18 protein-coding genes and 3 pseudogenes are annotated in these 23,916 nt (G+C 38.0%); 15 read left to right on the forward strand and 6 right to left on the reverse strand.

What is annotated here, in order from left to right:
- The first annotated feature begins 248 nt into the window (after nt 1-248).
- Nucleotides 249-1,337, forward strand: coding sequence for a M24 family metallopeptidase (locus tag ACFE90_RS18870; protein ID WP_375503152.1), 1,089 nt, complete (start codon nt 249-251; stop codon nt 1,335-1,337).
- 5 nt (nt 1,338-1,342) lie between these two features.
- Nucleotides 1,343-2,425: a galactokinase gene (gene galK / locus ACFE90_RS18875; protein ID WP_375503154.1), complete on the forward strand. Its 1,083-nt coding sequence runs from the start codon at nt 1,343-1,345 to the stop codon at nt 2,423-2,425.
- Here the strand turns inward: galK and ACFE90_RS18880 are convergent.
- The 5 genes and pseudogenes from ACFE90_RS18880 to ACFE90_RS18900 form a co-directional block, all read right to left on the reverse strand.
- The gene (locus ACFE90_RS18880; RefSeq protein WP_375503156.1) at nt 2,422-2,916 is read right to left on the reverse strand and encodes an ureidoglycolate lyase; all 495 of its coding nucleotides are present in this window, start codon (nt 2,914-2,916) and stop codon (nt 2,422-2,424) included. The two genes, galK and ACFE90_RS18880, sit on opposite strands and share 4 nt — an antisense overlap.
- A 118-nt stretch (nt 2,917-3,034) precedes the next feature.
- Nucleotides 3,035-4,054, reverse strand: a complete 1,020-nt coding sequence (locus ACFE90_RS18885; RefSeq protein WP_375503158.1) for an RpoD/SigA family RNA polymerase sigma factor — start codon at nt 4,052-4,054, stop codon at nt 3,035-3,037.
- Between the two features lie 743 nt (nt 4,055-4,797).
- Nucleotides 4,798-4,905: pseudogene (locus tag ACFE90_RS18890) on the reverse strand (DUF3172 domain-containing protein); the annotation flags it as partial.
- Between the two features lie 360 nt (nt 4,906-5,265).
- Nucleotides 5,266-5,694, reverse strand: coding sequence for a bifunctional diaminohydroxyphosphoribosylaminopyrimidine deaminase/5-amino-6-(5-phosphoribosylamino)uracil reductase RibD (locus ACFE90_RS18895; RefSeq protein WP_375503160.1), 429 nt, complete (start codon nt 5,692-5,694; stop codon nt 5,266-5,268).
- 71 nt (nt 5,695-5,765) lie between these two features.
- Nucleotides 5,766-6,158, reverse strand: a complete 393-nt coding sequence (locus tag ACFE90_RS18900; protein WP_375503162.1) for a hypothetical protein — start codon at nt 6,156-6,158, stop codon at nt 5,766-5,768.
- Nucleotides 6,159-6,645: 487 nt separating this feature from the next.
- On the opposite strand from ACFE90_RS18900, the gene ACFE90_RS18905 reads away from it, so the two are divergent.
- The 12 genes and pseudogenes from ACFE90_RS18905 (at nt 6,646) to ACFE90_RS18960 (ending at nt 20,977) form a co-directional block, all read left to right on the forward strand.
- On the forward strand, nt 6,646-6,801 hold the full coding sequence (locus tag ACFE90_RS18905; RefSeq protein WP_375503164.1) for a hypothetical protein: 156 nt from the start codon (nt 6,646-6,648) through the stop codon (nt 6,799-6,801).
- An 830-nt stretch (nt 6,802-7,631) separates the two neighbouring features.
- The gene (locus ACFE90_RS18910; RefSeq protein WP_375503166.1) at nt 7,632-9,836 is read left to right on the forward strand and encodes a GumC family protein; all 2,205 of its coding nucleotides are present in this window, start codon (nt 7,632-7,634) and stop codon (nt 9,834-9,836) included.
- A 76-nt stretch (nt 9,837-9,912) separates the two neighbouring features.
- On the forward strand, nt 9,913-10,875 hold the full coding sequence (locus ACFE90_RS18915; RefSeq protein WP_375503168.1) for a glycosyltransferase family 2 protein: 963 nt from the start codon (nt 9,913-9,915) through the stop codon (nt 10,873-10,875).
- A 101-nt stretch (nt 10,876-10,976) separates the two neighbouring features.
- Nucleotides 10,977-12,299: a flippase gene (locus ACFE90_RS18920; protein ID WP_375503170.1), complete on the forward strand. Its 1,323-nt coding sequence runs from the start codon at nt 10,977-10,979 to the stop codon at nt 12,297-12,299.
- Nucleotides 12,300-12,352: 53 nt separating this feature from the next.
- Nucleotides 12,353-13,255 carry a glycosyltransferase family 2 protein gene (locus ACFE90_RS18925; protein ID WP_375503172.1) on the forward strand — a complete coding sequence of 301 codons (903 nt, stop codon included), beginning with the start codon at nt 12,353-12,355 and terminating at the stop codon, nt 13,253-13,255.
- Nucleotides 13,256-13,310: 55 nt separating this feature from the next.
- Nucleotides 13,311-14,570 (forward strand): O-antigen ligase family protein, encoded by a 1,260-nt coding sequence (locus tag ACFE90_RS18930; protein WP_375503174.1) that lies wholly within the window; start codon nt 13,311-13,313, stop codon nt 14,568-14,570.
- Between the two features lie 26 nt (nt 14,571-14,596).
- A complete protein-coding gene (locus ACFE90_RS18935) occupies nt 14,597-15,868 on the forward strand; it encodes a glycosyltransferase family 4 protein (protein ID WP_375503176.1) in 1,272 nt (423 codons plus the stop codon).
- Nucleotides 15,869-15,892: 24 nt separating this feature from the next.
- Complete coding sequence (locus tag ACFE90_RS18940) at nt 15,893-16,909, forward strand: hypothetical protein (protein WP_375503178.1); 1,017 nt, start codon at nt 15,893-15,895, stop codon at nt 16,907-16,909.
- A gap of 51 nt (nt 16,910-16,960) precedes the next feature.
- Entirely contained in the window at nt 16,961-17,941 is a 981-nt protein-coding gene (locus ACFE90_RS18945; protein ID WP_375503180.1) for a glycosyltransferase, read from the forward strand.
- 63 nt (nt 17,942-18,004) lie between these two features.
- The gene (locus ACFE90_RS18950; protein WP_375503182.1) at nt 18,005-18,898 is read left to right on the forward strand and encodes a glycosyltransferase family 2 protein; all 894 of its coding nucleotides are present in this window, start codon (nt 18,005-18,007) and stop codon (nt 18,896-18,898) included.
- 11 nt (nt 18,899-18,909) lie between these two features.
- Nucleotides 18,910-20,112, forward strand: a complete 1,203-nt coding sequence (locus tag ACFE90_RS18955; RefSeq protein ID WP_375503184.1) for a glycosyltransferase family 4 protein — start codon at nt 18,910-18,912, stop codon at nt 20,110-20,112.
- A gap of 41 nt (nt 20,113-20,153) precedes the next feature.
- A pseudogene (locus ACFE90_RS18960) lies at nt 20,154-20,977 on the forward strand (WecB/TagA/CpsF family glycosyltransferase).
- 124 nt (nt 20,978-21,101) lie between these two features.
- On the opposite strand, the gene ACFE90_RS18965 reads toward ACFE90_RS18960, so the two are convergent.
- Nucleotides 21,102-22,259, reverse strand: a complete 1,158-nt coding sequence (locus tag ACFE90_RS18965; protein ID WP_375503186.1) for an endo-1,4-beta-xylanase — start codon at nt 22,257-22,259, stop codon at nt 21,102-21,104.
- 536 nt (nt 22,260-22,795) lie between these two features.
- Between ACFE90_RS18965 and ACFE90_RS18970 the strand changes: the two are divergent.
- Nucleotides 22,796-23,916: pseudogene (locus ACFE90_RS18970) on the forward strand (pyruvate:ferredoxin (flavodoxin) oxidoreductase); the annotation flags it as partial.

Below are 23,916 nucleotides of genomic sequence, written 5' to 3' on the forward strand. Positions count from 1 at the left end.
AGTCGATGCATTGGCATTGTCAGTCGATGCGTTGGTATTGTTAGTCGATGCATTGGCATTGTCAGCCGATGCATTACCATTGCCAAATTTAATTCGCTACGAATTAATGAAATGCTGTTCTAAGTAAATACTGAATGCCAAACTCGATATAATACCGTAGCCACGTTTTTCTCAAACCATAGACATATACATATAAACACAGATGAATCTCATAATTATGTGTACTCATCTGTGGTTACTAATTTTGTATGAACGAAGAAGTCTCCAAAAAACTAGAGTTAATCAGGCAAATATTGCGTGAAACCGAAGTGCAAGGTGTGCGCTTGCGCGGTACAGACTGGTTTGCCTGGGCGACAGCTGGCGCTTCTAACACCGTGCTGCTTACTGCTGAGAGTGGCGTAGCAGAAGTATTAGTAACTACTGAAGATGCTTGGGTATTGACCGATGAAATTGAAGCGCAGCGTCTTAAGGATGAAGAACTACCTGCTAATTTTAAGGTTTATGTCAACCCTTGGGCTGATGGTGCTACCCGTGAGTCTTTTATTCGTGATGCAACTGGTGGCGGAAAAGTAATTAGCGATCGCCCCATCTCCAATTTAGAACAGCCGTTACCCTCATCTCTGCAATCACACAAACGGGTAATGATGTCAAGTGAATTAGAGCGATATCGCCAAGTTGGGCAAAAAGCTAGTCAGGCAATGACAGAAGTACTCAAAGCCGCCAAGCCAACTTGGACAGAATATCAGTTAGCGGGTGCGGGTGCAGAGGCGTTATGGGCGAAAGGCTTACATCCGGCGCTGACACTGGTAGCGGGTGATAGGCGTTTACCGCTATACCGTCATGCTACAGCCACAGCAGAACAAATTGGACGGCAAGCAATGCTGGTGTTTTGCGCTAGAGGTTACGGTTTATATGCAAATCTGACTCGATTTGTTTGTTTTGGTAAGCTCTCAGATGAACAGGCCGAATTGCATTCCCATGTGCGCGAAATAGAAGCAGTAGTTTTAAATTTGTGCCAACCTGGAAACACTCTTGATGCAGTTTATCACGCACTAGCTCAGGCTTATGAGCAGCATGGATTTCCCAATGCCATCCATGAACATCACCAGGGAGGAACCACCGGATATTTAGCGCGAGAAATCGTAGCAAATCCAACCACTATTGATACTTTGGCAGAAGGTATTGCTGTCGCTTGGAACCCTAGTTTAGCAGGGGCAAAGGTTGAAGATACTTTTGTAATTTTGAAAGATGGAAAGTTGGAAAATCTGACTTTTGATCCAAATTTTCCTAATGTTGAGGTAGAAGGAAGATTGCGCCCTGTACCTTTGTATAATTAATAATTATGGATTTTCAACAAGTATTCGGTAAACCACCTGAAACTCAAGCGAGTGCGCCAGGAAGAGTAAATTTACTGGGCGAACATACTGACTATAATGATGGGTTCGTTCTTCCAACTGCGATTCCTCAAGGTACGACGGTACAGCTAGGTTTTAGTAGCGATAGCCAGCATAACTTTTACTCGGAAAATTTAAACGAGCAAGTGAGCATTTCAGATATCAATCATCAGCCGTCTGGATTTGCCAGTTATATTTTTGGCTGTATTGAGCTTTTGCAAAAAGCAGGATACACAATATCGCCGCTTTGTGTGTACGTCAAATCGTCGGTTCCTATGGGTTCGGGTTTGTCTAGCAGCGCAGCTTTGGAAGTGGCAACCCTTCGGGCATTACGCCAACTTCTGAACCTTCCGATTGATGATGTTGAAATCGCCCAATTCGCCCAGCAAGCAGAAATTCAATATGCTGGCGTGCAATGCGGAATCATGGATCAGATGGCTTCTAGCTTGGCTGACACTGAACATATCTTGTTTTTAGATACTCGGACTTTAGAACGTCGGGTGATGCCTTTGCCTGAGAAAGCGGAGATTTTGGTTATTGATAGCGGTGTACCGCGCACACTTGCAACTAGCGGTTATAACCAGCGTCGGGCTGAGTGTGAAGAGGCGGCGCGATCGCTCGGTGTGAAAGCATTGCGAGATATTACTGATGTTAATGTAACAAAAACATTACCCGAACCACTACAGCGTCGTGCCCGTCATGTAGTTACAGAAAATAACCGCGTTTTGGAAGTATTGCAGGGAGTAACATCTGAGCGTTTTGGCGAATTGATGAACGCTTCCCACGCCAGCTTGCGAGATGATTATGAAGTTTCAGTACCAGCCCTAGATAGGTTGGTAGAGATTTTGCAGAAAACAGAAGGGGTGTTTGGTGCAAGACTCACGGGTGCAGGCTTTGGGGGGGCAAGTGTAGCTTTGGTTAGATTAGGTGAGAGCAAAGGTATTGCAACTCATGTCCTTGAACAATACAACCAAGCAGGTTACAACGGACGAATTTTGGTTCCTTCTTTGGGATTGAGTGATGAAGTCTAAACCATCTCAAACTCTAATTGATGACTCTTGAGAAAATCATGGGTGAAATGATCCACCACATTTGTATCAGCTAGTTCCAAATTATAAAAATCTACAGCTTCATGGTTAAAATAGGGGCCAGCGTGCCAAGTACCCTCATGTAGCTTGATAAAACAATTCCCCGGAATGCGGAAAGCAGCAATCTCTTCTAATGCTGGTTCATTTACATCATTATTAGGAGGAGAAACTGCAATTAACCAATCCTTCCCTTCCAAAGAACCCAGACATTGAGTGCATTGCACATGGCGAGTAATTTTGTGAAACTTTCGTCCTCTCTTCTCCAACCGCATAATATAAAACCGTGGAATACCATTATGCAGGTTTAACTGGGCATCTTCCCCATCATAAGCTTTGCCATCAAGACTTGCAAAAATCACCTGTCCATAACGTCGAAAGTTTTCAAAAGTTACCCATTGTGCTTGCAGTTGTTGCACTGTCTTTGATGTACTCATATTAAAACTTTGAGAGAGATTACTTAGGTTTATTTTCTCCCAAAATAACTGAGTTTTATACAGTCATAATAGTGACTTCCTGAGTTTAAATGCTCTACATTATTATGAAAAAATAATCTCAGCTTGCTAAATAACTACGTACTTGTTCTTTTTGCCGTCGTAGAAGGCTGAGGGCTTTTTGCTCTATCTGACGTACCCGTTCTCGACTAATACCCATGCGATCGCCAATCTGTGCTAAAGAAAGTTCATATCCATCAGTCAGACCAAAGCGCAAGGTTAATATTTCTCGCTGCTGGGGAGACAGCTTTGCCAACAAGTCTTGTAAATCTTGGTGCAAAGATTCTTCAACAGCGTAGTCTTCGGGAGAAGGGCCATCATCCTCCAGTATGTCCTGCAATTCTGTATCTTGTTGTTCACCAACTCGCGCCTCTAAGGAAAACGGTTGACGGGCCAAGAACAAACACTCTCGAACTTGGCTAGGTGTCAAAGATAACGCCTTAGCAATTTCAGCAGTAGTAGGAACGCGACCTAACTGTTGAGATAATTCTCGTTGCACCCGTTTAATTTTGTTCAGTTTCTCAAAGACGTGGATAGGTAAACGAATTGTCCGTCCTTGTTGAGCGATCGCTCGTGTAATTCCTTGACGAATCCACCAGTAAGCGTAGGTAGAAAACTTATAACCAAGAGCGGGATCAAATTTATCCACCCCTCGCTCTAAACCTAAAGTACCTTCTTGAATTAAATCCATAAATTCCAGGTTGCGGTGCTGGTATTTCTTCGCCACTGCTACCACTAACCTGAGATTAGCCTGAATCATTTTCTGCTTGGCTTGATGTCCTTGAGTTAGCTGTTGCTTTACCACCTCAACACTTAACTCCACCTGATCTGCCCATTCTTGCACCGTGGGTTCATGATTTAATTTCACAGCCAATTCTTCTTTAGCAGCTAGTAAATTCATCATCTGCTGCACTTGTTCGGCAAAAATAACCTCTTGTTCACGAGTCAACAAATCTACACGCCCGATTTCTTGCAGATAACTACGCACAATATCATCTGTAGCTCGAGGTTTTTTATCTGCGGCTAAACTTTTTTTCTTCGTTTTTTGAACTTCGGTAGGTGGAGATGTTAAGTTGCTCATGGTTATTTGCTCCTCTGTAACCTCATCAATTTATTGGTATCAAGTCTAGATATTCAGACCCATAGCCATTTCACACTGCTAATCAATCAATTGGCAATACTGATGAATTCTGGTCTATGATACATTACAAGTCAATTCTTGGAGATAATAAACCCAAAATCAACCCACTCCCTAATAATAACATCATCAGTAGTGACAAATCAATTACCTCAAGTATCATTACCATATCTTTTGAACCTATTACACTGCTTTATTCTTGATATTTGCATATCTGTGAAACAGAATTATTATTTATTTACTTATCTAATACACTTTATGAGTAAATTAAACATTGCCCCGATAATGATTTTATTACAAAAAACAACTTAATAATACAAAATCTCTACACTAGTCGTAATTTAAAATTATTAAACCACAAATTAACAATTTATTTTGATTGCTACTATTTAGGTTATATTTTGATTTTATTGAAGATCAACTTATTAAACCTAAAATGCCCATTTATTACCCCTAAGTTTTTACTAAATAATCCAATTATATCAAGTCGGCTACGTAGAACGCTAGCTATCAAAAAAGCACTTTTCCAGCTTCTTCTACTTAAAAACAGCTTTCTTAGGAGCAGTTCAACTGGGGGTACGCTAACCGCGACAAAGGAAACAAACAAACCAAATCCTTTTCCCTTCTACTTCCACCAAAACAGCATAGCCGCCTTGCTTCTTGAAAGTCCAGTTAAATACTTGTAATTAGGGATTTAGAACGGCAAAAACGCAGGTATCTATGATAATTGCGCTTGTGTCATACTGAACGCAGACATCTGTATTGGGTGCAGTATTATCAATGTAATTACTCTTGGCGACATTTTTTTAACTAAAAGTAGTAATATTGGTCACATTAACATCAAGGATAATACTTAGCAAGATAGCAACACCTGCGATCGCAGGTAATTATCCTATCGAAGCGAAAAGACTTACGTTTCGGGGTGGTTAATTATTATACAGCATAATTTCAATAACAAGATTTCCAACTTCTCCAAAAATGCAGAAATCATCTGAAATCCTTAACAATAAGATATCTTAAAGCTTCCACACTTACTAATTTTCACCTTAAGTTGATACAAAAGCACAGTTGTGAATCGACACAGCTGATTAACTTGTTGCAAAGATTTTAGGAAAATGGTAATACGTTGCAATTTTAACTTAACTTTTCAACTATCACTTGATTAAATATTGATTAAGAAAAGCACTCACTTCATTAGCGCATAGTCCAACATTAACTATCTTTCCTGCTCTTCTGAGAATGTCCAATCCTTGACCATTATTACGGGAGTCTGGATCAATTATAGATACATATATTTCATGTATACGACGATCTTTGGCGATCGCTAAAGCACATGCGGGTGTGCGTCCATGAAAAGAACAAGGTTCAAGAGTTACATACATTTTCAAGAAGTTGAAAGCTTTGCCTTGAATTTGGTTAAGTGCGTCAGCCTCAGCATGGTGTTTTCCGGGTGCTTGTGTGTATCCTTGGGCTACTATCTCTTGGGCATCTATGATTACACAACCTACTGGTGGGTTCGGCAAACATTCCGGCAAAGCTTTTCTGCTTTGAGCTAAAGCAGCCAGCATAAATATTTCATCCATGTTTTAACGTAAATTATCTAGAGAAATTACACTACCAATAATTAATTATCTCTTGCTAAAAAGGTTTTATATCAAAACTTAGTAACTGTCACACTAATACCAGAATCCAGTTTAGGAACCTTGAGATACTCAATTGGCTCAGTACTCTGAGAAGTTTGGGTATTTGTTGGTTTTTGACATTGTTTAAAGAAAGCACCTGGGTCATTGATGAACTCAAGCGGGTTAATCTTTTGGCATTCTTGCTCCTGTACTAGCAAAATTGATTCAGCAGTTTCTTTGCGATTATTGCTCTGTCCGGTAAAATTACTCCATGTAGTCTTAATCGTGGCTGGTTCCGTTAATAAAACTCCAGCCTGATTGTAATCGCCTGTTATCATGGGAGCATTTTCTTGGTTGGCATAGACACTCTGGGGGAGAGCGAGTACACTAATCACAATCACTAAGGTGATAGAAGATAATTTCATAATTCAATACTCTTTACATTTAATGTTAGTTTAATAATTAAAATTGCCTAGATACTGAAAGCAAAAAATAGCACCCTAGTTTTAATACTTCAGGTTAACACAGATAGCTATAAGTTTAGCTAAACTTCATTAAAAATATAGTGAAGTTTATTTAGTCTGATGTAGACTTTTGTCTAAAAGGAGGCAGTTGAGCAATCCATGCTCTAACCATGTCGGAATTTGAGCCTCGTCTGTTCTGTGCTTTCTGCTGCAACTCTACTAACTCATATTCTTTTAGCCGTATTAATAAGTAAGTCAGCGTAAAACTTTGTTCTTGACATAAAGCATCAGTGAAAACGATTGTACCGGAGTTTATCTTTCTTCATATAGTTCGGTTTTATTCTGCAAACGTTAGTTACTAGTCGTTTATCTCTTATACGTGTTACTATACAGTTACACAGATAGCACAACATATATATTGTTAGATAAACCTTGGAAGGAGTATTTTGTGTTTATTGCAGAATACAAACAAGGCGATCGCAAGTTTATGGGTAAGCCTAAAATACGGGATATACTCAAGAGCAGACGCTATGCTGTCATTTCCATATATCAAGCCACATCAAAAAAGCCTTGCACCAGTCTGGGCAAATTAAACTGGCTGTGAGTCCTTACAAGTTCGATTCTCAAATCACATAATTTTATTATGTCAGTCCCGTATCGTCCTCAAGATTGACCATTATTCTAAGCAAAAACTAATTATTGTTCAAAGCTTTTAAGCAGCAGATCAGGTAAATATCCATCCAGTCTTTCTAGGCGTCTCTTATCACTGTCCAAAGCCTAACTTGAAACCAGTGAACAATTAACAGTAAACAGTTAATAGGCGTATGGTGGAAGACTTAAAGCCTTCGATTGAAACTGGTAACTGATAACTAATAAAGTTGTTCCATTGCTTGTAAGCTCGCACAGTTCTTTTATTGCTTACCCTTAAGCAATTAATTTTTCTTGTCTTTTCATAATCAGTAAAAAGGTAACGAATATACTAGCATTTGTATGAATATTTTGTAAAGTTATCCAAATCAGTGTTGTTACAGAATATGATGTTAATTACTAGATGATTAATCAATACTTTCATCAGTAGTAAAACAACACTAAGTTAAACAAACAATTAGTCTTTTTAGTTTAGGTTTTTCAATCAACTTGATATTTACATATTTCTGGAAATGAGTTTGAATTGTAGTGAAAGTGGGTTTGTAATTCTAAATAATCAAAATTATGTAATATTTATTCTTTTGTGCAGAAGTGGAAGCCACATACTGCTAGTTAAAAATGGTTAATAAATTACTTCAGATATTGAACAACCTCAATAAAAAGGTATTAGCTGACAATCAACGCAGATATTAGCATAGCAAAGTAGACTCCAGTGCTAGTATCGGTAAAATACTGGAAAATATCTCCTGTAACTAAATCAACTTATTTATAAAATTTGTATATATTATGACCATGGAATCTTTACCACACATTGAAGAAGTAAATATTCAGAAATACTTAGAAGTTATTCAACGGCGTTGGCTACCTCTAATCGGTATTTTTGGCATAGCTGTTACCCTTGGATGCTTGTATGCATTTTCACTAAAACCCTCATACAAGGCAGAAGGAAGTTTGATGATTAAGACCAATCGCTCTTCCTCACTCACAGGGTTATCAGAAGACATAGGACGCTTGGAAGCTTTGAATGTCAACGACAATCCCCTAGAAACTCAGGTGAGAGTTATTGGATCAAATCCAGTGATTGAGAAAACAATTAATTCCCTCAATCTCAAAGATAGCAAAGGCAAACTGCTCTCTATTTCCGACTTGGCAAAACAACTAAAGATAGAAGGAATCAAAGGAACTGATGTTGTACAAATCTCTTATAAAGGTGGCAATCCTGAACTAGCTGCCAAAATCGTCAACGAAGTTATCGACAGTTATATCGAGCTAAATATCAAAGCTAATCAGAATGAAGCACTGATTGCCAAAGATGTTCTCGTAACGGAAGTACCCAAAGCTGAGGAAATTGTCAGAAGAGCCGAATCAAAACTGCGGCTATTTAAAGAAAAGAATAAAGTTGTTGTCTTGGGACAAGAAGCAAGCGCAGCAGTTGATACGATTTCCAAGTTAGGAAACCAAATTTCTCAAGCTCTAGCTCAATTAGATGATGTCAAAGGTCGTTTAGAACAGTTAAGTAGTGAAGCTAAGATAGATTCAAAGCAAGGTGTAATCGCATCTGAATTAACTCAAGCACCTGGAGTTCAGAAAGTGCTTGCTCAACTCCAAGAAACAGAAAGCCAACTGGCACTAGAGCGTACACGTTTTTCACCTGAACACCCTACAATTACTAACTTACAAGAAAAAGTCGTAGCTCTTCAGAGCTTGCTAAAAGAACGCATAGGACAATTCGCTGGTACAGGGCAGATAACAGAGGGAAGTTTACAGGTTGGACAACTGCGCCAAAGCCTAATAGCAGATATTACTCGTGCTCAGGCAGAACGCGTCGGTCTAGAAAGACAGATTGCCACACTTTTGCGACAGCAACAGGCCTATATCAAACGAGCAAATAATTTGCCAAAGCTAGAACAGAGTCAACGAGAGCTAGAACGGAAGCTACAAGCAGCTCAAACGACTTACGAAACACTCTTAAAAAAGCGCCAAGAAATTGATATTGCACAGAATCAAAAGATTCCTAACGCTCGTGTCATTTCCTATGCTTTAACCCCTGAGAAAGCAGAAGGACCTCGCAAAACTCTGTTTATTGTAGGTGGAGGAGGAATTGGTCTTTTCTTAGGTATCATTGTTGCCTTTGGTTTAGACTTAGTAGACCGCTCGGTGAAGACCGTCAAAGAAGCCAAAGAAGTAATGAAATACAGTGTTTTGGGAGTGATTCCGACACAAAGTAGAAATGGTAAAGATAATCCTTCTATAGCAGGACTCGATAGAGCTATTCCTAAAATCATTGGTAGAGATATTCCTTACTTCCCTCTTGGTAATGCATACCAAGTGCTACAAGTGAACTTAAAGTTTCTCTGTTCTGATAAACCGCTAAAAAGCATTGTAATCACAAGTTCCGTTGCCAAAGAAGGAAAGTCTGACATATCTGCAAATTTAGCTGTGACTATGGCTCAGGCAGGGCGGCGAGTCTTGTTGGTAGATGCAGATATGCGTAATCCCATGCAGCATCATATCTGGGGGCTAACAAATGCAACAGGGCTAAGTAATGCCATTGCTGGTCACATTTCTTTAGATGCAGCAATACAAGAAGTAATGCCTAATCTTGAGGTTCTTACTTCTGGAATTTTGCCTCCTAACCCAGTAGCAATGCTAGATTCTCAACGCATGGCAACATTAATTAGTAACTTTGGGATAGATTACGATCTTGTAATTTTTGATACTCCTCCTTTATCAGGAATAGCGGATGCTGCTGTTTTAAGTACCCTCACTGACGGAATCTTATTAGTCGTTCGTCCTGGAGTAGTTGACTTGAACAGTGCAAATTCAGCTAAAGACTTTTTAACTCAGTCAGGTCAGAAGGTGTTAGGGATAGTCATCAATGGTGTGAATACCAAAAATGAACCTAATAGTTATTTTTATGACAACAGAAAACAACAAATTCAACAAGATTTAGTATCTAGCAGCTTAACAAAATTTTCCAAAGAGCGTTAATCGGACAAATTGGAAAAGTGAACGTCGTTGCAAGTAAATCAACCTATCTTATTCCTGATGATGGAGGTATTTTTACATGGATAAAATTAGAACATCTTGTTTAATTAATAACTACAATTATGCTGAATTTGTTTCAGAGGCAATTGATAGTGCTTTAAACCAAACGGTTAAATTTGATGAAATTATTATTATTGATGATGCATCTACAGATAATTCTGCGGAAGTCATTGCTAAATTTGTCCAATTAGACAATGTTAAATGCATCTTTAAAGAAAAAAATCAAGGACAATTATCATCCTTTAATGAAAGTTTTTTAGCTGCTACCGGAGAGATTATATTTTTTTTAGATGCTGATGATATTTATGAACCTCAATATTTAGAAAACGCACTAAACTTTTATAGTAGACGTCCTGAATGTGATTTTATATTTTGTGCATATAAAAAGTTTGGGGCAGTGGAAGGAATATTTCAAACTGATGCAGTTGATTTAGATTTGGGTTATTCAGTAATTAGAACTTTATGCAATGGTGAATGGATTGGCTCTATAACTTCAACATTATCAATACGTAGAGAAATCATCAGAAAAATTTTACCTATTCCGAATATAGAAGATTGGCGTGTGAGGTCTGATGATTGTCTGGTATGGGGAGCCTCCTTGGTAGGGGCTAAAAAGTTTTATATGTCTAAACCTTTAGTGATGTATAGAATACATCAAAATAATCAGTATCATAACAATAAGTTTTTACATACAGACAAAAACTATGAATATAAAAGATTTTGGAAACGGAATTCCTTCTTTAATTACATACTTCAAAAAAATAATTTAAGTTTACCGTTGTTATTAGCTTTCATATCTCTCGAAGAGCTAAAAACAATCCCATGTCCAAAATCTCAGGATTTTATTTCATATCTGAAAATAATATTTTTGTTTGAACATAATTTGTATTGGAAAATCAAAGGTATTGTTTTGTTATTCAGCTACTTTATCAAAATTTTGATGTATGGTAAATTTAAAAAATCGAAACTAATAATTATATAAAATACTGGCTTAACTTAATCTATCTTGAATAATTTAATAAGCTAATAAAATTTGCATTAGGAAAATTGATAAAGAGTGTCACTTGGTTAAATTAAAAGGCTATGCTAAATAAAATTAGGCTTCAAGGCTTATCAAAATTTAAATCTAGTTCTAGTCTGCGTGCAATTATTGCCAATACAAGTTGGTTGTTTGCTGACCGCATTCTCCGTATGGGTGCAAGCTTGGTTGTAGGGGTATGGATAGCACGCTATTTAGGAGTCCAACAGTATGGTTTATTTAACTATGTTTTAGCCTTTGTTAGCTTATTTAGCCCGATTTTTACTCTAGGACTAGACGATGTAGTGGTTCGCCATATTGTCCGTCAACCATTAAACAAAGAAGAAATTTTAGGAACTACTTTCTGGCTAAAATTGCTGGGTGGAATTGCTTCTGTGTTATTAGCAGTTAGTGGCATGTTTTTCTTAGGTGAGCATGAAACACTGAAGATATGGCTAGTTGTAATTTTAGCAATGGCAGGAATTTTTAGGGCAGCTGATACTATTGAACTATGGTTTCAATCACAGGTGCAGTCAAAATACACGGTGATTGCTAAGAATATAGCCTTTTTATTAAATAGTCTCATCAAAATAGCGCTGATTTTAACAAAAGCCCCACTGTTAGCTTTTGCTTGGGTAACATTAGGAGAATTTGCAATGAGTGCAATTGGTTTACTGATTGTTTATCAAGTAAAAGTATCTTCATTCTTGTTATGGCGTTGGAGTTTTTCTACTGCCAAAACTCTTTTGAAAGAGAGCTTACCTCTGATTTTTTCGGGGTTCGCTATCATGATTTTTATGAAAATCGATCAGGTAATGTTAGGTCAAATGACCGGAAATAATGAGGTTGGGATTTATTCTGCTGCTGTCCGTATTTCGGAAATTTGGTATTTTATTCCGGCGGCTATTGTCTCTTCGGTTGCTCCTTCAATTTATGCGGCCAAAGAAAAATCAGAAACTCTTTATTATCAGCGAATAGGACAATTACTTCGTCTCCTTGTATGTATATCTATTGCAATTGCTCTGCCAATGACATTCCTATCCGACAAGATAATTATGGTGATGTTTGGAAGTGGATATGCGGAAGCGGGGCCGATACTAGCAATCCATATTTGGACTTCTTTATTTGTATTTATGGGCCTTGCAACATCACCGTGGTTTATTGCTGAAGGTTTGAATCACGTTTCTTTCGGTAAAACTTTATTTGGGGCAATACTCAATATCATTCTTAATTTCTTACTTATTCCTAAATATGCAGGTTTTGGGGCTGCGATCGCAACAATAATATCTCAAGCTGCTGCTAGTTTTGTGTGCAATGCATTTGATAATAGAACCCAAAAAATATTTAAGATTCAAGTGCGATCGCTTCTACTTTTTTATAAAAATTAATCCTTTTTATCTAACTTTCACCTTTCTTAAGACATTAGCCAAGTTAATCAAAAATGCAAACACCAATAACTTTTATTATTTTTAAGCGGCCACAGACAACAGAGAAAGTTTTTGAAGCTATTCGCAAAGCCAAACCAACCAAACTTTTTGTAATTGCAGATGGCGCCCGCACAGATCGCGAAGGTGAGGCAGAAAAGTGTGAAGCAACTCGGGCAATTATTGAAAGAGTTGATTGGGACTGTGAAGTTATCAAGAATTATTCTGATATCAACTTAGGTTGTGCAAAACGAGTATCTAGTGGTTTAGATTGGGTATTTAATAATGTTGAAGAGACAATTATTTTAGAAGATGATTGCATTCCTCACCCAAGTTTTTTCAGATATAGTGAAGAACTGCTAGAAAAATATAGAAACGATACCAGAATTGCCACAATCTCTGCTCAAAATCTTCAGTTTGGACGAAAACGCACAAATTACAGTTATTATTTTTCTCGTTACAGCCACTGCTGGGGTTGGGCAAGTTGGAGACGTGCTTGGCAACATTATGATTTAACCATCAAACTCTGGAAAGAGGTGCAAGCAGAAAATATTTTACATGACATTCTTGCAGATCAGAAAGCAATAAATTATTGGCGACGAATATTTCAATCTGTTTATAACAATCCTACAAGTATAACCTGGGATTATCAATGGACGTTTGCTTGCTGGATGCAGGGCAGCTTAAGTATTATTCCGAATGTCAATTTAGTTTCTAATGTTGGTACTGGTGCAGACGCAACTCATTTCACTTCCAACCAAAAATTTTCGTTCATCAATATGTCGATGGAAGCAATGGAATTTCCTCTAAAACATCCACCGTTTATTGTCAGGAATAGAGAAGCAGATAATTTTACTCAGAAAACAGTTTATAAAGCGACTGTATTAGATGTTTTTAAAGAAGAATTGAAAAAAAAATAAATTACTCAAACTTAAAAAAATAGTGGTAAATCTAGTAAATTTATAAGCAAAGTAAATGTCAGAAACTAAAATAAAAATAACAGAAAAAATATTAACTATTTTATTATTACTCATTGCTGTTGGGGCATTAACAATACACCCTGCACAAGATGTTTCTATATCTACCCTTGGCGGTGATAAGCTAGATACTATATTCAATATAGTTTCATATTTAATTCTATTTTATTTCCTACTTTTATACTGGAAAGGTTTTTTATATGTAGCTACTATAAGCCCATTACATATTTTTTTACTAGCAATAATTATATTTTCTCTTTTGTGGTCAGAAGACTTAAGTTCTAGTCTTACTTATATGAGGGGTCTAATCCGAATATATTTTCTTGCAATCTATTTAGCAATGCGTTATTCCCTAAGGGAACAAATGAGGTTAATAGCTTGGGCACTTGGTACAGCCGCATTATTATCTATGCTATTTTCTGCATTTCTACCGGATTACAGTCACCAATCACCTGAATTACTAAATATGTGGAGCGGAATTTATGGTCATAAAAATGAATTAGGATACATGATGGCTTGGAGTGCAGGAGTTTTTTTGCACCTTGCTCTTAGTAGCCATCGATATCGCTGGTTGATGTGGGCGCTATGTGGGATATCTATATGTCTAATTATCCTCTCACGTTCGACAACATCTTTAACGATTTTATTAACAATGATATTACTTTTACCTTTTTACAAATTTTTTAAAAAAACTAATTATAAATTACAAGTTATTATGATTACTTCTGCGTTGATGCTATTGATTATTTTTTCAATATTGCTTGTCAATAACGCCGAAACTGTAGTTGGTACTTCTGGTAAAGACCTTACCTTCAATGGACGCTCTGATCTCTGGGAGCTAGTGATGTCCAAGATTTTGGAAAGACCTTGGTTAGGTTATGGATATTCTGGATTTTGGACTAGTAATGCTGCATCTAAGCTGAGAGCTACTTATGAATGGGCAAGTAATGCTCACAACGGCTTCTTAGAACTCTTATTAGAATTAGGATTGCTAGGCTTTTTGACTTTTGCCGCAGGGTTTATTCGTTTCTTTGTGATGGCTATGACTCGAATTATTTATGTAGCCAAAAAACCGGAAGATTATTGGCCAATGCAGATGTTAATTCTCATAGTCATTATTAATTTTTCCGAAGCAAGATTATTAACTCCCAGTTGGAATTGGTTGATGTATATTACAACTTCGCTCTCTTTAACTCTTGATTATCAACGAAATTATCATCAGAGCTATATGAATAGCTTTTATGGCAGTCATAAATAATTTTAGTAATTACGAAGTTAAGAAAAATGAAAATTTTACATCTTAGTACCCATGATATTGCTGGAGGTGCAGCAAGAGCTGCATATCGTTTGCACACAGGTTTGCAAGATATAGGGCTAGAGTCACAAATGCTAGTCCAGGAAAAATCTAGTAATGATAAAACAGTAATTGCGCCTAAGACTAAATTATTTCAAGGCATTGCTAAAGCAAAGTTGACATTTGAAAGTCTACCGTTAAAACTTTATCGTCAAAAGAAAAATACTCCATTTTTTGTTCAATGGTTGCCAGATAGAATTATTCCTAAAGTTGCTCAGATTAATCCAGACATAATAAATTTACATTGGATTAGCGCAGCTTTTATGCAAATAGAAACATTTTCTAAACTGAAGCGTCCTCTAGTTTGGACTCTCCATGATATGTGGGGGTTTACTGGAGGGTGTCACGTTACTGGAGAATGCGATCGCTACAAAGTATCCTGTGGAGCTTGTTCTCAACTCAACAGTGGTAATGAATGGGATTTATCCCGTTGGGCATGGCAGCGCAAGGTAAAAGCCTGGAAAAATCTTAATTTAACTCTGGTTTCACCAAGCTCTTGGTTAGGGCAGTGCGCTCGTTCTAGTTCTTTATTCCAAGATTTGCGAATCGAGGTAATTCCCCACGGGCTAGATATTCAAAAATATCGACCTATTAATAAATATTTTGCACGAGAAATACTTAAGTTACCTCAAGATAAGAAGCTGATTCTCTTTGGAGCGATCGAGGCAACAAGTGATAGAAATAAAGGATTTCATTTATTGCAGCCAGCTCTACAAGAATTGAGTAAATCTGGCTGGAAGGATAACGTAGAAGTAGTGGTTTTTGGCGCATCTCAACCTGAAAATCCACCTGATTTAGGCTGTAAAGCACGCTATTTAGGACACTTACATGATGATATATCTTTAGCAACTCTTTACTCAGCAGCTGATGTGATGCTTGTACCGTCTCTTCAAGAATCTTTTGGGCAGGCAGCTTCTGAATCATTCAGTTGTGGCACTCCAGTTGTAGCATTTAATTCTACTGGCTTAAAAGATATTGTTGATCATCAGCAAAATGGCTATTTGGCTAAACCTTATGAAGTTGAAGATTTTGCCAAAGGAATTACCTGGGTACTTGAAAATGAACAGAGGCTGCAAAAGCTGTCATTTTATGCTCGTGAAAAAGCGCAACAAGAATTCACTCTGGAACTCCAAGCACGTCGTTATTCAGCTTTGTTCCAGGAAATATTGATGAACGCAAATAAATCTTCATTCAGAAATTAACTTAGTAAGCAAATACTTCATAGTATGCCAATACCTATAGCTTTTATAATTTGTACAGAGCCTGGTCGTTTAGAAGGTCAATCTTTGATGCTTGCAGAAAGTATTCGTAACTTCTGCGGCGAATTAAAAAATACACCTATATATAGTTTTCATCCTAGAGTAGGTGAAGCGATATCAAAGCAAACCCAACAAGCGTTTGAAGCGTTGCAGGTGATTCATCAACAAGTTCCTATAAATCAAGAATTTCATGAATATTATTTAGCCAATAAACCCCTGGTTTGTGCCTATGCAGAACAAAATATTGATGCAGAAATCTTAGTTTTTTTAGATAGTGACAAATGTTTGTTTTCCGAGCCAAACGAATTTTTATTGCCAGTAAATTGTAATGTTCGCATACGTCCTGAGTATGGTCAAGGAATTGGTTCTACAGGCCTACGAGACCCTCAAGAATGGTACTGGCAAAAGCTATATCAAGTGCTGGGGGTAAAGCATGAGGTGTTTGTTGAGACACCAATTGGCAATAAAAAAATTAGAGCTTACTGGAATTCTGGTCTGGTTGCTGTAAGGAGGAGTGCAGGTATATTTACTGCCTGGAAAGAAAACTTTGAGAAGGTGATGCGTATGAATATTACCCCTCCTCAAGGGATTTATTTTGTGGAACAGTCAGTCTTATCTGTGACTTTATGCTCGCTGGAAGAAAATATTTCTCATTTTTCTTCTGCTTATAGTTATCCATTACCTTTACACAATCGCTTATCTAAAGAATCACGGCTTAAAGCTTGGGATGACATAGTGTCGATACATTATTTCAATCTGTTTTTCTATAAGGATTGGAATGTACAAATTCAAAGCTTAAAAAGCTTTAATCGAAGTTCAGATAAATATCAATGGTTATGCGAAAGAGTTGTCGGATATAAGATGCCGTCCACATCAGTGATGCACCGATATATGTTGACTGTGAGAAAAATAGAACACAAGTTAAGCGTGTTTAAATTGAATATTCAAGTGAGTAATTGGATAGAAAAAATTGCCAACCTTTGAATGATTATTTTCATCTTTGAATTACATAGTTAATTGAGGAGAAGTATTTGAATGTTATTTCACGGTTTTTATATTCTTAGTACTCGTCCGCTTATTGTTTCCTTTCTTGGAAGCTATCCTTTCTTTGGGGGAGTGATTTACGAAAAAAACAAAGTCACATATCAACCTCTACCTAAATGGTTTCGTCCCAAACACGTTTTAGAACATATCCCTGGGTGGTGTGCAACACCTAAGCAAATGTTGCTAAGGAAGATAAAAGCAACTCTACATGGTATTGAGGGAAGAACACATCACTTAATGGTAAATGCGTCAGATGAAGAAGAATTACGAAAACGTTTTTTGATTCGTGGAGCGCACTTCAACCAGAATTTTTATATTAATGAATATTTATATCGAGTTATCGAGCAACCAAAGCTTTATGATGCAATTTACACAGCACAACTCAATGAATCAAAGCGTCTTGGACTGGCAAAAAACGTAGAAAAATTGATGGTTGTATCCTATGGTGGTGACTTACATAAATTCTGTCCAGAATTGAAACATGCGGATTTCAACAAAGACTTTCTTGCACGTACAGAGTTAGCAAAAAAGTATAATCAGTCCTATGTCGGTTTGATTCTTTCAGCAATCGAAGGAGCAAATCTAGCATCAAGTGAGTACTTACTGTGTGGAATTCCTGTTGTCAGTACTCCAAGTAAAGGTGGACGAGATGAATTTTTTACTCCTGAGAACTCCGTTATTGTTGCTCCAGATTCTGAGAAAGTTGCTGAAGCTGTGCAAACTTTAAAACAGTTAGCACCTGACCCAAACAAGATTCGAGAACAAACTCTGAAAAAAATGAATGATTGGAGATTAGCTTATTGCACTTATATCGCTAATCTTATTGAACAAGAAAGTGGTATTAAAGTAGAACCAAATGCCATGAGTAAAAAATACTTTGCTGCACCTAATGGCATCCAATCCCGATATATCAAATCAGACGAATTGTATAAATACAATTTTAAAGATTTTCATGAGTATTTTTCTATATAAAGAACGAAATCAACCTTGAATTTTTGTTTCATCTAACTAAATTAACATAATAAAAAATACTCCATGAAGCAACCACAGCTAGCAGTAATAATGACTTGTTTTAACAGGCGTGAGACAACTCTGAATTGTCTGCGTGCGTTAGAGCAGCAAACAAAGCCTTTTGATGTTTACTTAACCGATGATGGAAGTTCTGACGGTACTTCAAAGGCAGTGAAGGCTTTTTATCCGCAAGTCCAGATTCTTCAAGGCAATGGGAATTTATTTTGGGTAGGAGGAATGAGACTAGCGTTTGCTGAAGCAATGCAAAAAGATTATGACTATTATCTTTGGTTGAATGACGACACAATACTAGAATCAAACACCTTGGAACGCTTACTCACGCTTCATCAACAATTATTAGAAACTGTCCGAGAAAATTCAATATTTGTTGGTACGACTCAAGATTTAATGACAAGAGAACCTTCATACGGCGGTGCTGTGAAATCTCGCAAATGGTACTCTAATAAATATGAATTTTTAGGTTCAGTTCAGGTTCTTCAAGAATGTGACACGATGTTTGGTAATTGTGTGCTAATTCCTCGTGCGGTTGTAAATAAAGTAGGGAATATTGATGCAGCATTTATCCACAGTTTAGGAGACCTAGATTATGGTTTGAGAGCAAGAAAGAATGGTTGCTCAATATGGGTTGTACCTGGATATGTCGGAACCTGCGGTAAAAACTCAATCCGCAATAGTTGGGTAGATACAAAATTATCTGTTTTAGAACGTTTAAGAAAGGTAATTCAAGTCAAAGCATTTCCGCTCAAGCCTTGGACTGAATTCTGTTGTCGGCACTCCGGGTTATTGTGGGTAATTTATTGGTGTTTACCTTATCTCCGAGCCATTATTGGTTACAAAAACTTGGCTGCATCTCCCACATTTGCAGAAGAAATTTCACAAAGTAGTTCCCAATCTTAAGGAGTTCCAAAATGCAGCAACGTCTTGGTTTTTTAGCGGCAGCACCTCGCATTTCAACACATGCTGATGCAGAGATGTCTGGGCCTCGTTCTCGGGTTTTAGGAATCCTGAAGGGCTTTAAAACACTCGAGTGGAAAATCGAAACATTTATTGTGGGAGATAAAGTTTCAAAAAAATGGTCGACGAATGGTTCTGGTGAATTAATCAGTAAAGGTTTTTTCTACACCTTAGCAGTAGATTTTATGCGTATCGGGCTTGGTGTCATTAACTCTTGGAGAAGCTACCAAGAACTTAAAAATCAAGTTGATTGGGTGTATGAGTATGCTGCGACTTTGCAATGTATGGGCTGGATATTCCAACGTCAGGGAATACCTTGGATTTTGCAAGCTGAAGCATTACTTTTTTATGAAGCAAAGGCAGAACGAAAAGCGTTATTACTAGATAGATTAGCTCGATGGATGGAAATCAGAGCATATCAAAAATGCGATGTTTTAGCCTGTGTTAGTGAAACTTTAAAAGAAATTTTAGTCCGGGAGTTTAGTATTTCAAGTGAAAAGATTGTCTTGATACCAAATGGAGTGGATATTGATTTTATTAATCCTGATCTACATATCCCAAAGCGAATATTTTCAGGTTTCACTATAGGTTTCATAGGTAGTTTATATGCTTGGGCTGGTTTAGACTTATTATTAGAAACAGTATTTGAATTGCGCTCTGAAGGCTTAGACATTTCGCTGGTAATAGTAGGCGATGGAGCAATGAAATCTGCTTGGGAAAAGCGGAGTCAAGAATTAGGTATTTCAGCTTATGTAGCTTTTATAGGTCGGGTTTCTTGGCAAGAAGTACCCCAGTATATCGCTGGATTTGATGTTGCTTACTCTGGGCAAGTTCAATTACAAATGGGAAAGATGTATCTCTCACCTATGAAACTTTATGAATACATGGCAATGGCTAAACCAGTCATAGCATCAGCTTTTGAAGATGCTAAAAGGTTGATTTGCGATCGCAAAACAGGTTTCCTATTTAAACCAGGTGATAAAAATGATTTAAAACGTACCTTATTGGAAGCTTATCAGAAAAGAGAAGCTCTGCCAGAAATGGGAAAATTGGCTTGCAATGAGATAGTAAATCATCACAGTTGGGCTGCTAGGGTACAGACCTTAGTTGAAGGTGCTGAACAAATATTGAAAAAACAGCGATCGCATACTCAGTAATATTAAATCTTTACTTGTACAATCTAATACTAAAAACATTTATGATACGGATTTCATCTTACAGACTTCTTGGTGCTCAAGTGGATGCGCTCTCTATCCGCGACTTAAATTTGTTGATTGAAGAATCTATTCAGAAGAAGAAAAAATGGATTATTGCTAATCACAACATGCATAGTCTTTATCTCTTCCATAATGATCCAAGGATGCAAGCTTTTTATGCCAAGGCAGAATATACCCATATTGATGGTATGCCTTTATTGTTTATAGGAAAACTATTGGGTTTTCCTATGAAACCAGAGCAAAGAGTAACCTATGCTGACTGGGTATGGCCTTTGATGGCGGAAGCAGCTGATAAAGGCTGGCGTGTATTTTATTTAGGTTCAAAGCCAGGAGTCGCTGAAAAAGGAACAAGTATTTTGTGCCGCAGATTTCCTGGGTTACAGATTGCTTGCGCTCATGGCTATATTGATATGAATAAAAATAGTCAAGAAAATCTTGCTACTCTGGCTGCAATTAATGCTTACAAACCTCATATATTGATGGTGGGGATGGGTATGCCACGCCAAGAACGTTGGATTTACGAAAATCTTGAACATATTCATACCAATACTATTTTGACCAGTGGAGCTGTATTGATTATGTAGCAGGAGCAGTACCCACTCCTCCTCGCTGGATGGGAAAGGTGGGCTTGGAATGGTTATATCGCTTGTTGTCTGAACCTAAAAGACTTTGGAGACGTTACTTACTTGAGCCTTGGTTTCTAGCCACATTATTTTTACGAGAAATTTGGAGTATCCCAAGTCAAGAAAAAAAGAATGGAATCCTGCTATTTCTCAGTACAAAATTTCCTAAATTTCTAGCGTGATTGAGTTATTAATTAGTAAGCACGCCTGATTCAACTTTCGTGCTCGTGAATAGCGAAGTATCTCGCCAGATACTTCGCTTAGAATAATAGTTAAATGCGCTATTTACGTCTGGGTGCAGTAATTCTAACTTGCTTGCTCAAAAGCCTGGGCAATAGCATTGCGTGCAGATTTAGGTTGCAGGTTCTCATCGAAGGGAAGCGGACGCAGAAATTTCCAGAGATTTGGATTGTTCCTAAAAGTTTTTCTTGGCATCCAGTCGGGATGACGTATCCAGCTATGACGGTCGGTAAGCCCCCATGTAATTACAGTATCAACTTTAGCCGCAAAGCAGAGGTCAAGATATCGCTTGTAACTGTCAGCTACCATCTGGTCTAGCTTTTTGATACTATCGGGTAGTGGGGTATCAATAATAATATCTAATTCTGTGATTATTGGTTTCACTTCAAGATCATTAAGCCGTTTTAAAACGGAATTAAATCCTTTCTCGTCAAAACCGTAGGCAGTAGAAAACCATAGATGCGATTGGATACCTGCCCCGTCAATTTTAACGCCACTATTCTTCAGATATTCGACCATTTTTAAGAAACGGTCTGATTTCCATGTAGCGCCTTCGATGCCGAAATCGTTTAAATAAAATTTCTTGCTGTTATCAACTGAAGCAGCAATTAAAAATAAATCCCGAATTAATTCTGGTTTTACTCCTTTACGTAAACCGTAGGTAAGGTTGTCAGTTTCATTTTCATTATCAGCGATAATTTCATTGGCAATATCCCAAGACTTTAAAACCTTGCTCTTGCGATAATGCCCCATGACTCCCTTAACATGCCGTTCGATCATTTTAAGAGTGGGGGGGTAAGGAAGCCAGTCTGGGTTTGCCATGTGCCAGAAAAGGGTATGCCCGTGCAACTCTATATTATGCTTTTGGCAGAAATCAGCGATCGCATCTGCTGATTCAAAGGTAAATTGTCCTGGCTGTGGTTCAGTGGCGCCCCATTTTAATTCACCAGCCGGTGTTACAATCGAACATTCACGAGCAATAAGGTTAGCGTAATCCTTCTCTTTTAGCAAAATATCATTAGAAATTGCTGCACCATAAAGCTTGCCTTTGGCGGCAGCTAATTGCCGAAGAGAAGAATTTACATTTGTATTTGCATAATTTGCTATATCAGCATTCGTGCTATAGCCTTCTTTTTGCTTATCCTTTTGGAAAAAAACCGTAGTTAATAAGGCAGAAAGGGTTGTGTATCCTGCTGTTTTTAAAATTTTTCTCCGGTGAACCATAAATTACTATATTTAACAAGAAGTATTTGAACTATTTTATTATAAGTTAAGTTTTATGGTTTTGATTTTTAGTTATAGTTTCTAAATTTATTTATGATATTTAAATCAATCAAATATCATTTTAGATATCAGCAATAAAGATGCTACTTTCATATATTACAATCTGATATGAGTGCGTTAAGGCGAAACTAACGCATTGTGTCATCTTTATGGGGACGTATTCGCAGTAACTGCTACATTTAGCGATCGCAGTTCAGCTACATGAATTTAGTGGATAAAAAGATTCCCGAACCTATACCCCACAAAAAATAATAAATTCCCTGAAAGCTTTATCTCATCAATAGTTTGGCTATTGAGTACATGATTAAGACATATTAATAGATGCGCTATTTCGGATGAGATGCTTACATATAGAGTATTTATTTAAAGTTAACTTAAAAACCCAGAATACATTGTCTGCTTGGCTCTGATTACTCTAATTTTCTTATTTACATGTTCTGATAATGCAGTTTACAGGCGGGGACAAAAATCATATTATGAACAAAACCTTTGCAACCATCGACGGGAATGAGGCTGTCGCCCGTGTTGCTTACAAATTAAATGAGGTGATTGCCATTTATCCCATCACCCCCTCTTCAGCAATGGGTGAATGGGCAGATGCTTGGTCAGCAGAAAATCGTCCTAACCTCTGGGGTACTGTTCCCAGTGTCGTGCAGATGCAGAGCGAAGGGGGAGCTGCTGGTGCTGTGCATGGGGCATTACAAACAGGTTCCTTGAGTACTACCTTCACGGCATCTCAGGGATTATTGTTGATGATACCCAACTTTTACAAAATTGCTGGTGAACTGACTAGCGCTGTGATTCACGTTGCCGCCCGTTCTTTGGCTACCCATGCATTGTCAATTTTTGGTGATCATAGCGACGTGATGGCAGCCCGCGCTACTGGTTTTGCCCTGCTGTGTTCCGCTTCAGTGCAGGAAAGTCAAGATTTTGCTCTCATCGCCCATGCTGCTACGCTAGAGACGCGAGTCTCGCTTATGCATTTCTTTGACGGCTTCCGCACATCACATGAAGTGCAGAAAGTCAAATTGCTGTCAGATAGCGATTTGCGATCGCTTATCCACGATAACCTCATACTCGCCCACCGCAGCCGTGCGCTGACCCCAGATCGTCCGGTATTGCGCGGTACTGCCCAAAACCCCGATGTCTACTTCCAAGGACGTGAAGGCGCTAACCCCTACTACAACGTTTGTCCAGAAATTGTCCAGCGCATCATGGATGAATTTGGAGAACGCACGGGAAGGCATTATAAAATCTATGAATATTACGGCGCTAACGATGCCGATCGCGTTATCGTTCTTATGGGTTCAGGTTGTGAAACTGTCCATGAAACAATAGATTACCTTAACGCCCGTGGTGAAAAACTTGGCGTGGTGAAAGTGCGACTTTACCGCCCCTTTGATGTCCAAAAGTTTGTTGCAGTATTACCAACTAGTGTAAAAGCGATCGCAGTTCTCGACCGCACCAAAGAAGCAGGTAGCGCCGGTGAGCCTTTGTATTTAGATGTTGTGGCTGCTATCCATGAAGCGTGGGGAGAAGAGGCAGGGGAGCTCTTAGCAGGCAGCATAGGGGAGGATCTTCTCCCCCGCCCCCTGCC

Origin of the sequence: uncultured Nostoc sp. (assembly GCF_964245445.1) — a bacterium.
Lineage (GTDB): Bacteria > Cyanobacteriota > Cyanobacteriia > Cyanobacteriales > Nostocaceae > Nostoc.

Coding starts and splice junctions, on each gene's coding strand:
- ACFE90_RS18870 (WP_375503152.1), top strand. CDS start 249: ATGAACGAAGAAGTCTCCAAAAAACTAGAGTTAATCAGGCAAATATTG.
- galK (WP_375503154.1), top strand. CDS start 1,343: ATGGATTTTCAACAAGTATTCGGTAAACCACCTGAAACTCAAGCGAGT.
- ACFE90_RS18880 (WP_375503156.1), bottom strand. CDS start 2,916: ATGAGTACATCAAAGACAGTGCAACAACTGCAAGCACAATGGGTAACT.
- ACFE90_RS18885 (WP_375503158.1), bottom strand. CDS start 4,054: ATGAGCAACTTAACATCTCCACCTACCGAAGTTCAAAAAACGAAGAAA.
- ACFE90_RS18895 (WP_375503160.1), bottom strand. CDS start 5,694: ATGGATGAAATATTTATGCTGGCTGCTTTAGCTCAAAGCAGAAAAGCT.
- ACFE90_RS18900 (WP_375503162.1), bottom strand. CDS start 6,158: ATGAAATTATCTTCTATCACCTTAGTGATTGTGATTAGTGTACTCGCT.
- ACFE90_RS18910 (WP_375503166.1), top strand. CDS start 7,632: ATGACCATGGAATCTTTACCACACATTGAAGAAGTAAATATTCAGAAA.
- ACFE90_RS18915 (WP_375503168.1), top strand. CDS start 9,913: ATGGATAAAATTAGAACATCTTGTTTAATTAATAACTACAATTATGCT.
- ACFE90_RS18920 (WP_375503170.1), top strand. CDS start 10,977: ATGCTAAATAAAATTAGGCTTCAAGGCTTATCAAAATTTAAATCTAGT.
- ACFE90_RS18925 (WP_375503172.1), top strand. CDS start 12,353: ATGCAAACACCAATAACTTTTATTATTTTTAAGCGGCCACAGACAACA.
- ACFE90_RS18930 (WP_375503174.1), top strand. CDS start 13,311: ATGTCAGAAACTAAAATAAAAATAACAGAAAAAATATTAACTATTTTA.
- ACFE90_RS18935 (WP_375503176.1), top strand. CDS start 14,597: ATGAAAATTTTACATCTTAGTACCCATGATATTGCTGGAGGTGCAGCA.
- ACFE90_RS18940 (WP_375503178.1), top strand. CDS start 15,893: ATGCCAATACCTATAGCTTTTATAATTTGTACAGAGCCTGGTCGTTTA.
- ACFE90_RS18945 (WP_375503180.1), top strand. CDS start 16,961: ATGTTATTTCACGGTTTTTATATTCTTAGTACTCGTCCGCTTATTGTT.
- ACFE90_RS18950 (WP_375503182.1), top strand. CDS start 18,005: ATGAAGCAACCACAGCTAGCAGTAATAATGACTTGTTTTAACAGGCGT.
- ACFE90_RS18955 (WP_375503184.1), top strand. CDS start 18,910: ATGCAGCAACGTCTTGGTTTTTTAGCGGCAGCACCTCGCATTTCAACA.
- ACFE90_RS18965 (WP_375503186.1), bottom strand. CDS start 22,259: ATGGTTCACCGGAGAAAAATTTTAAAAACAGCAGGATACACAACCCTT.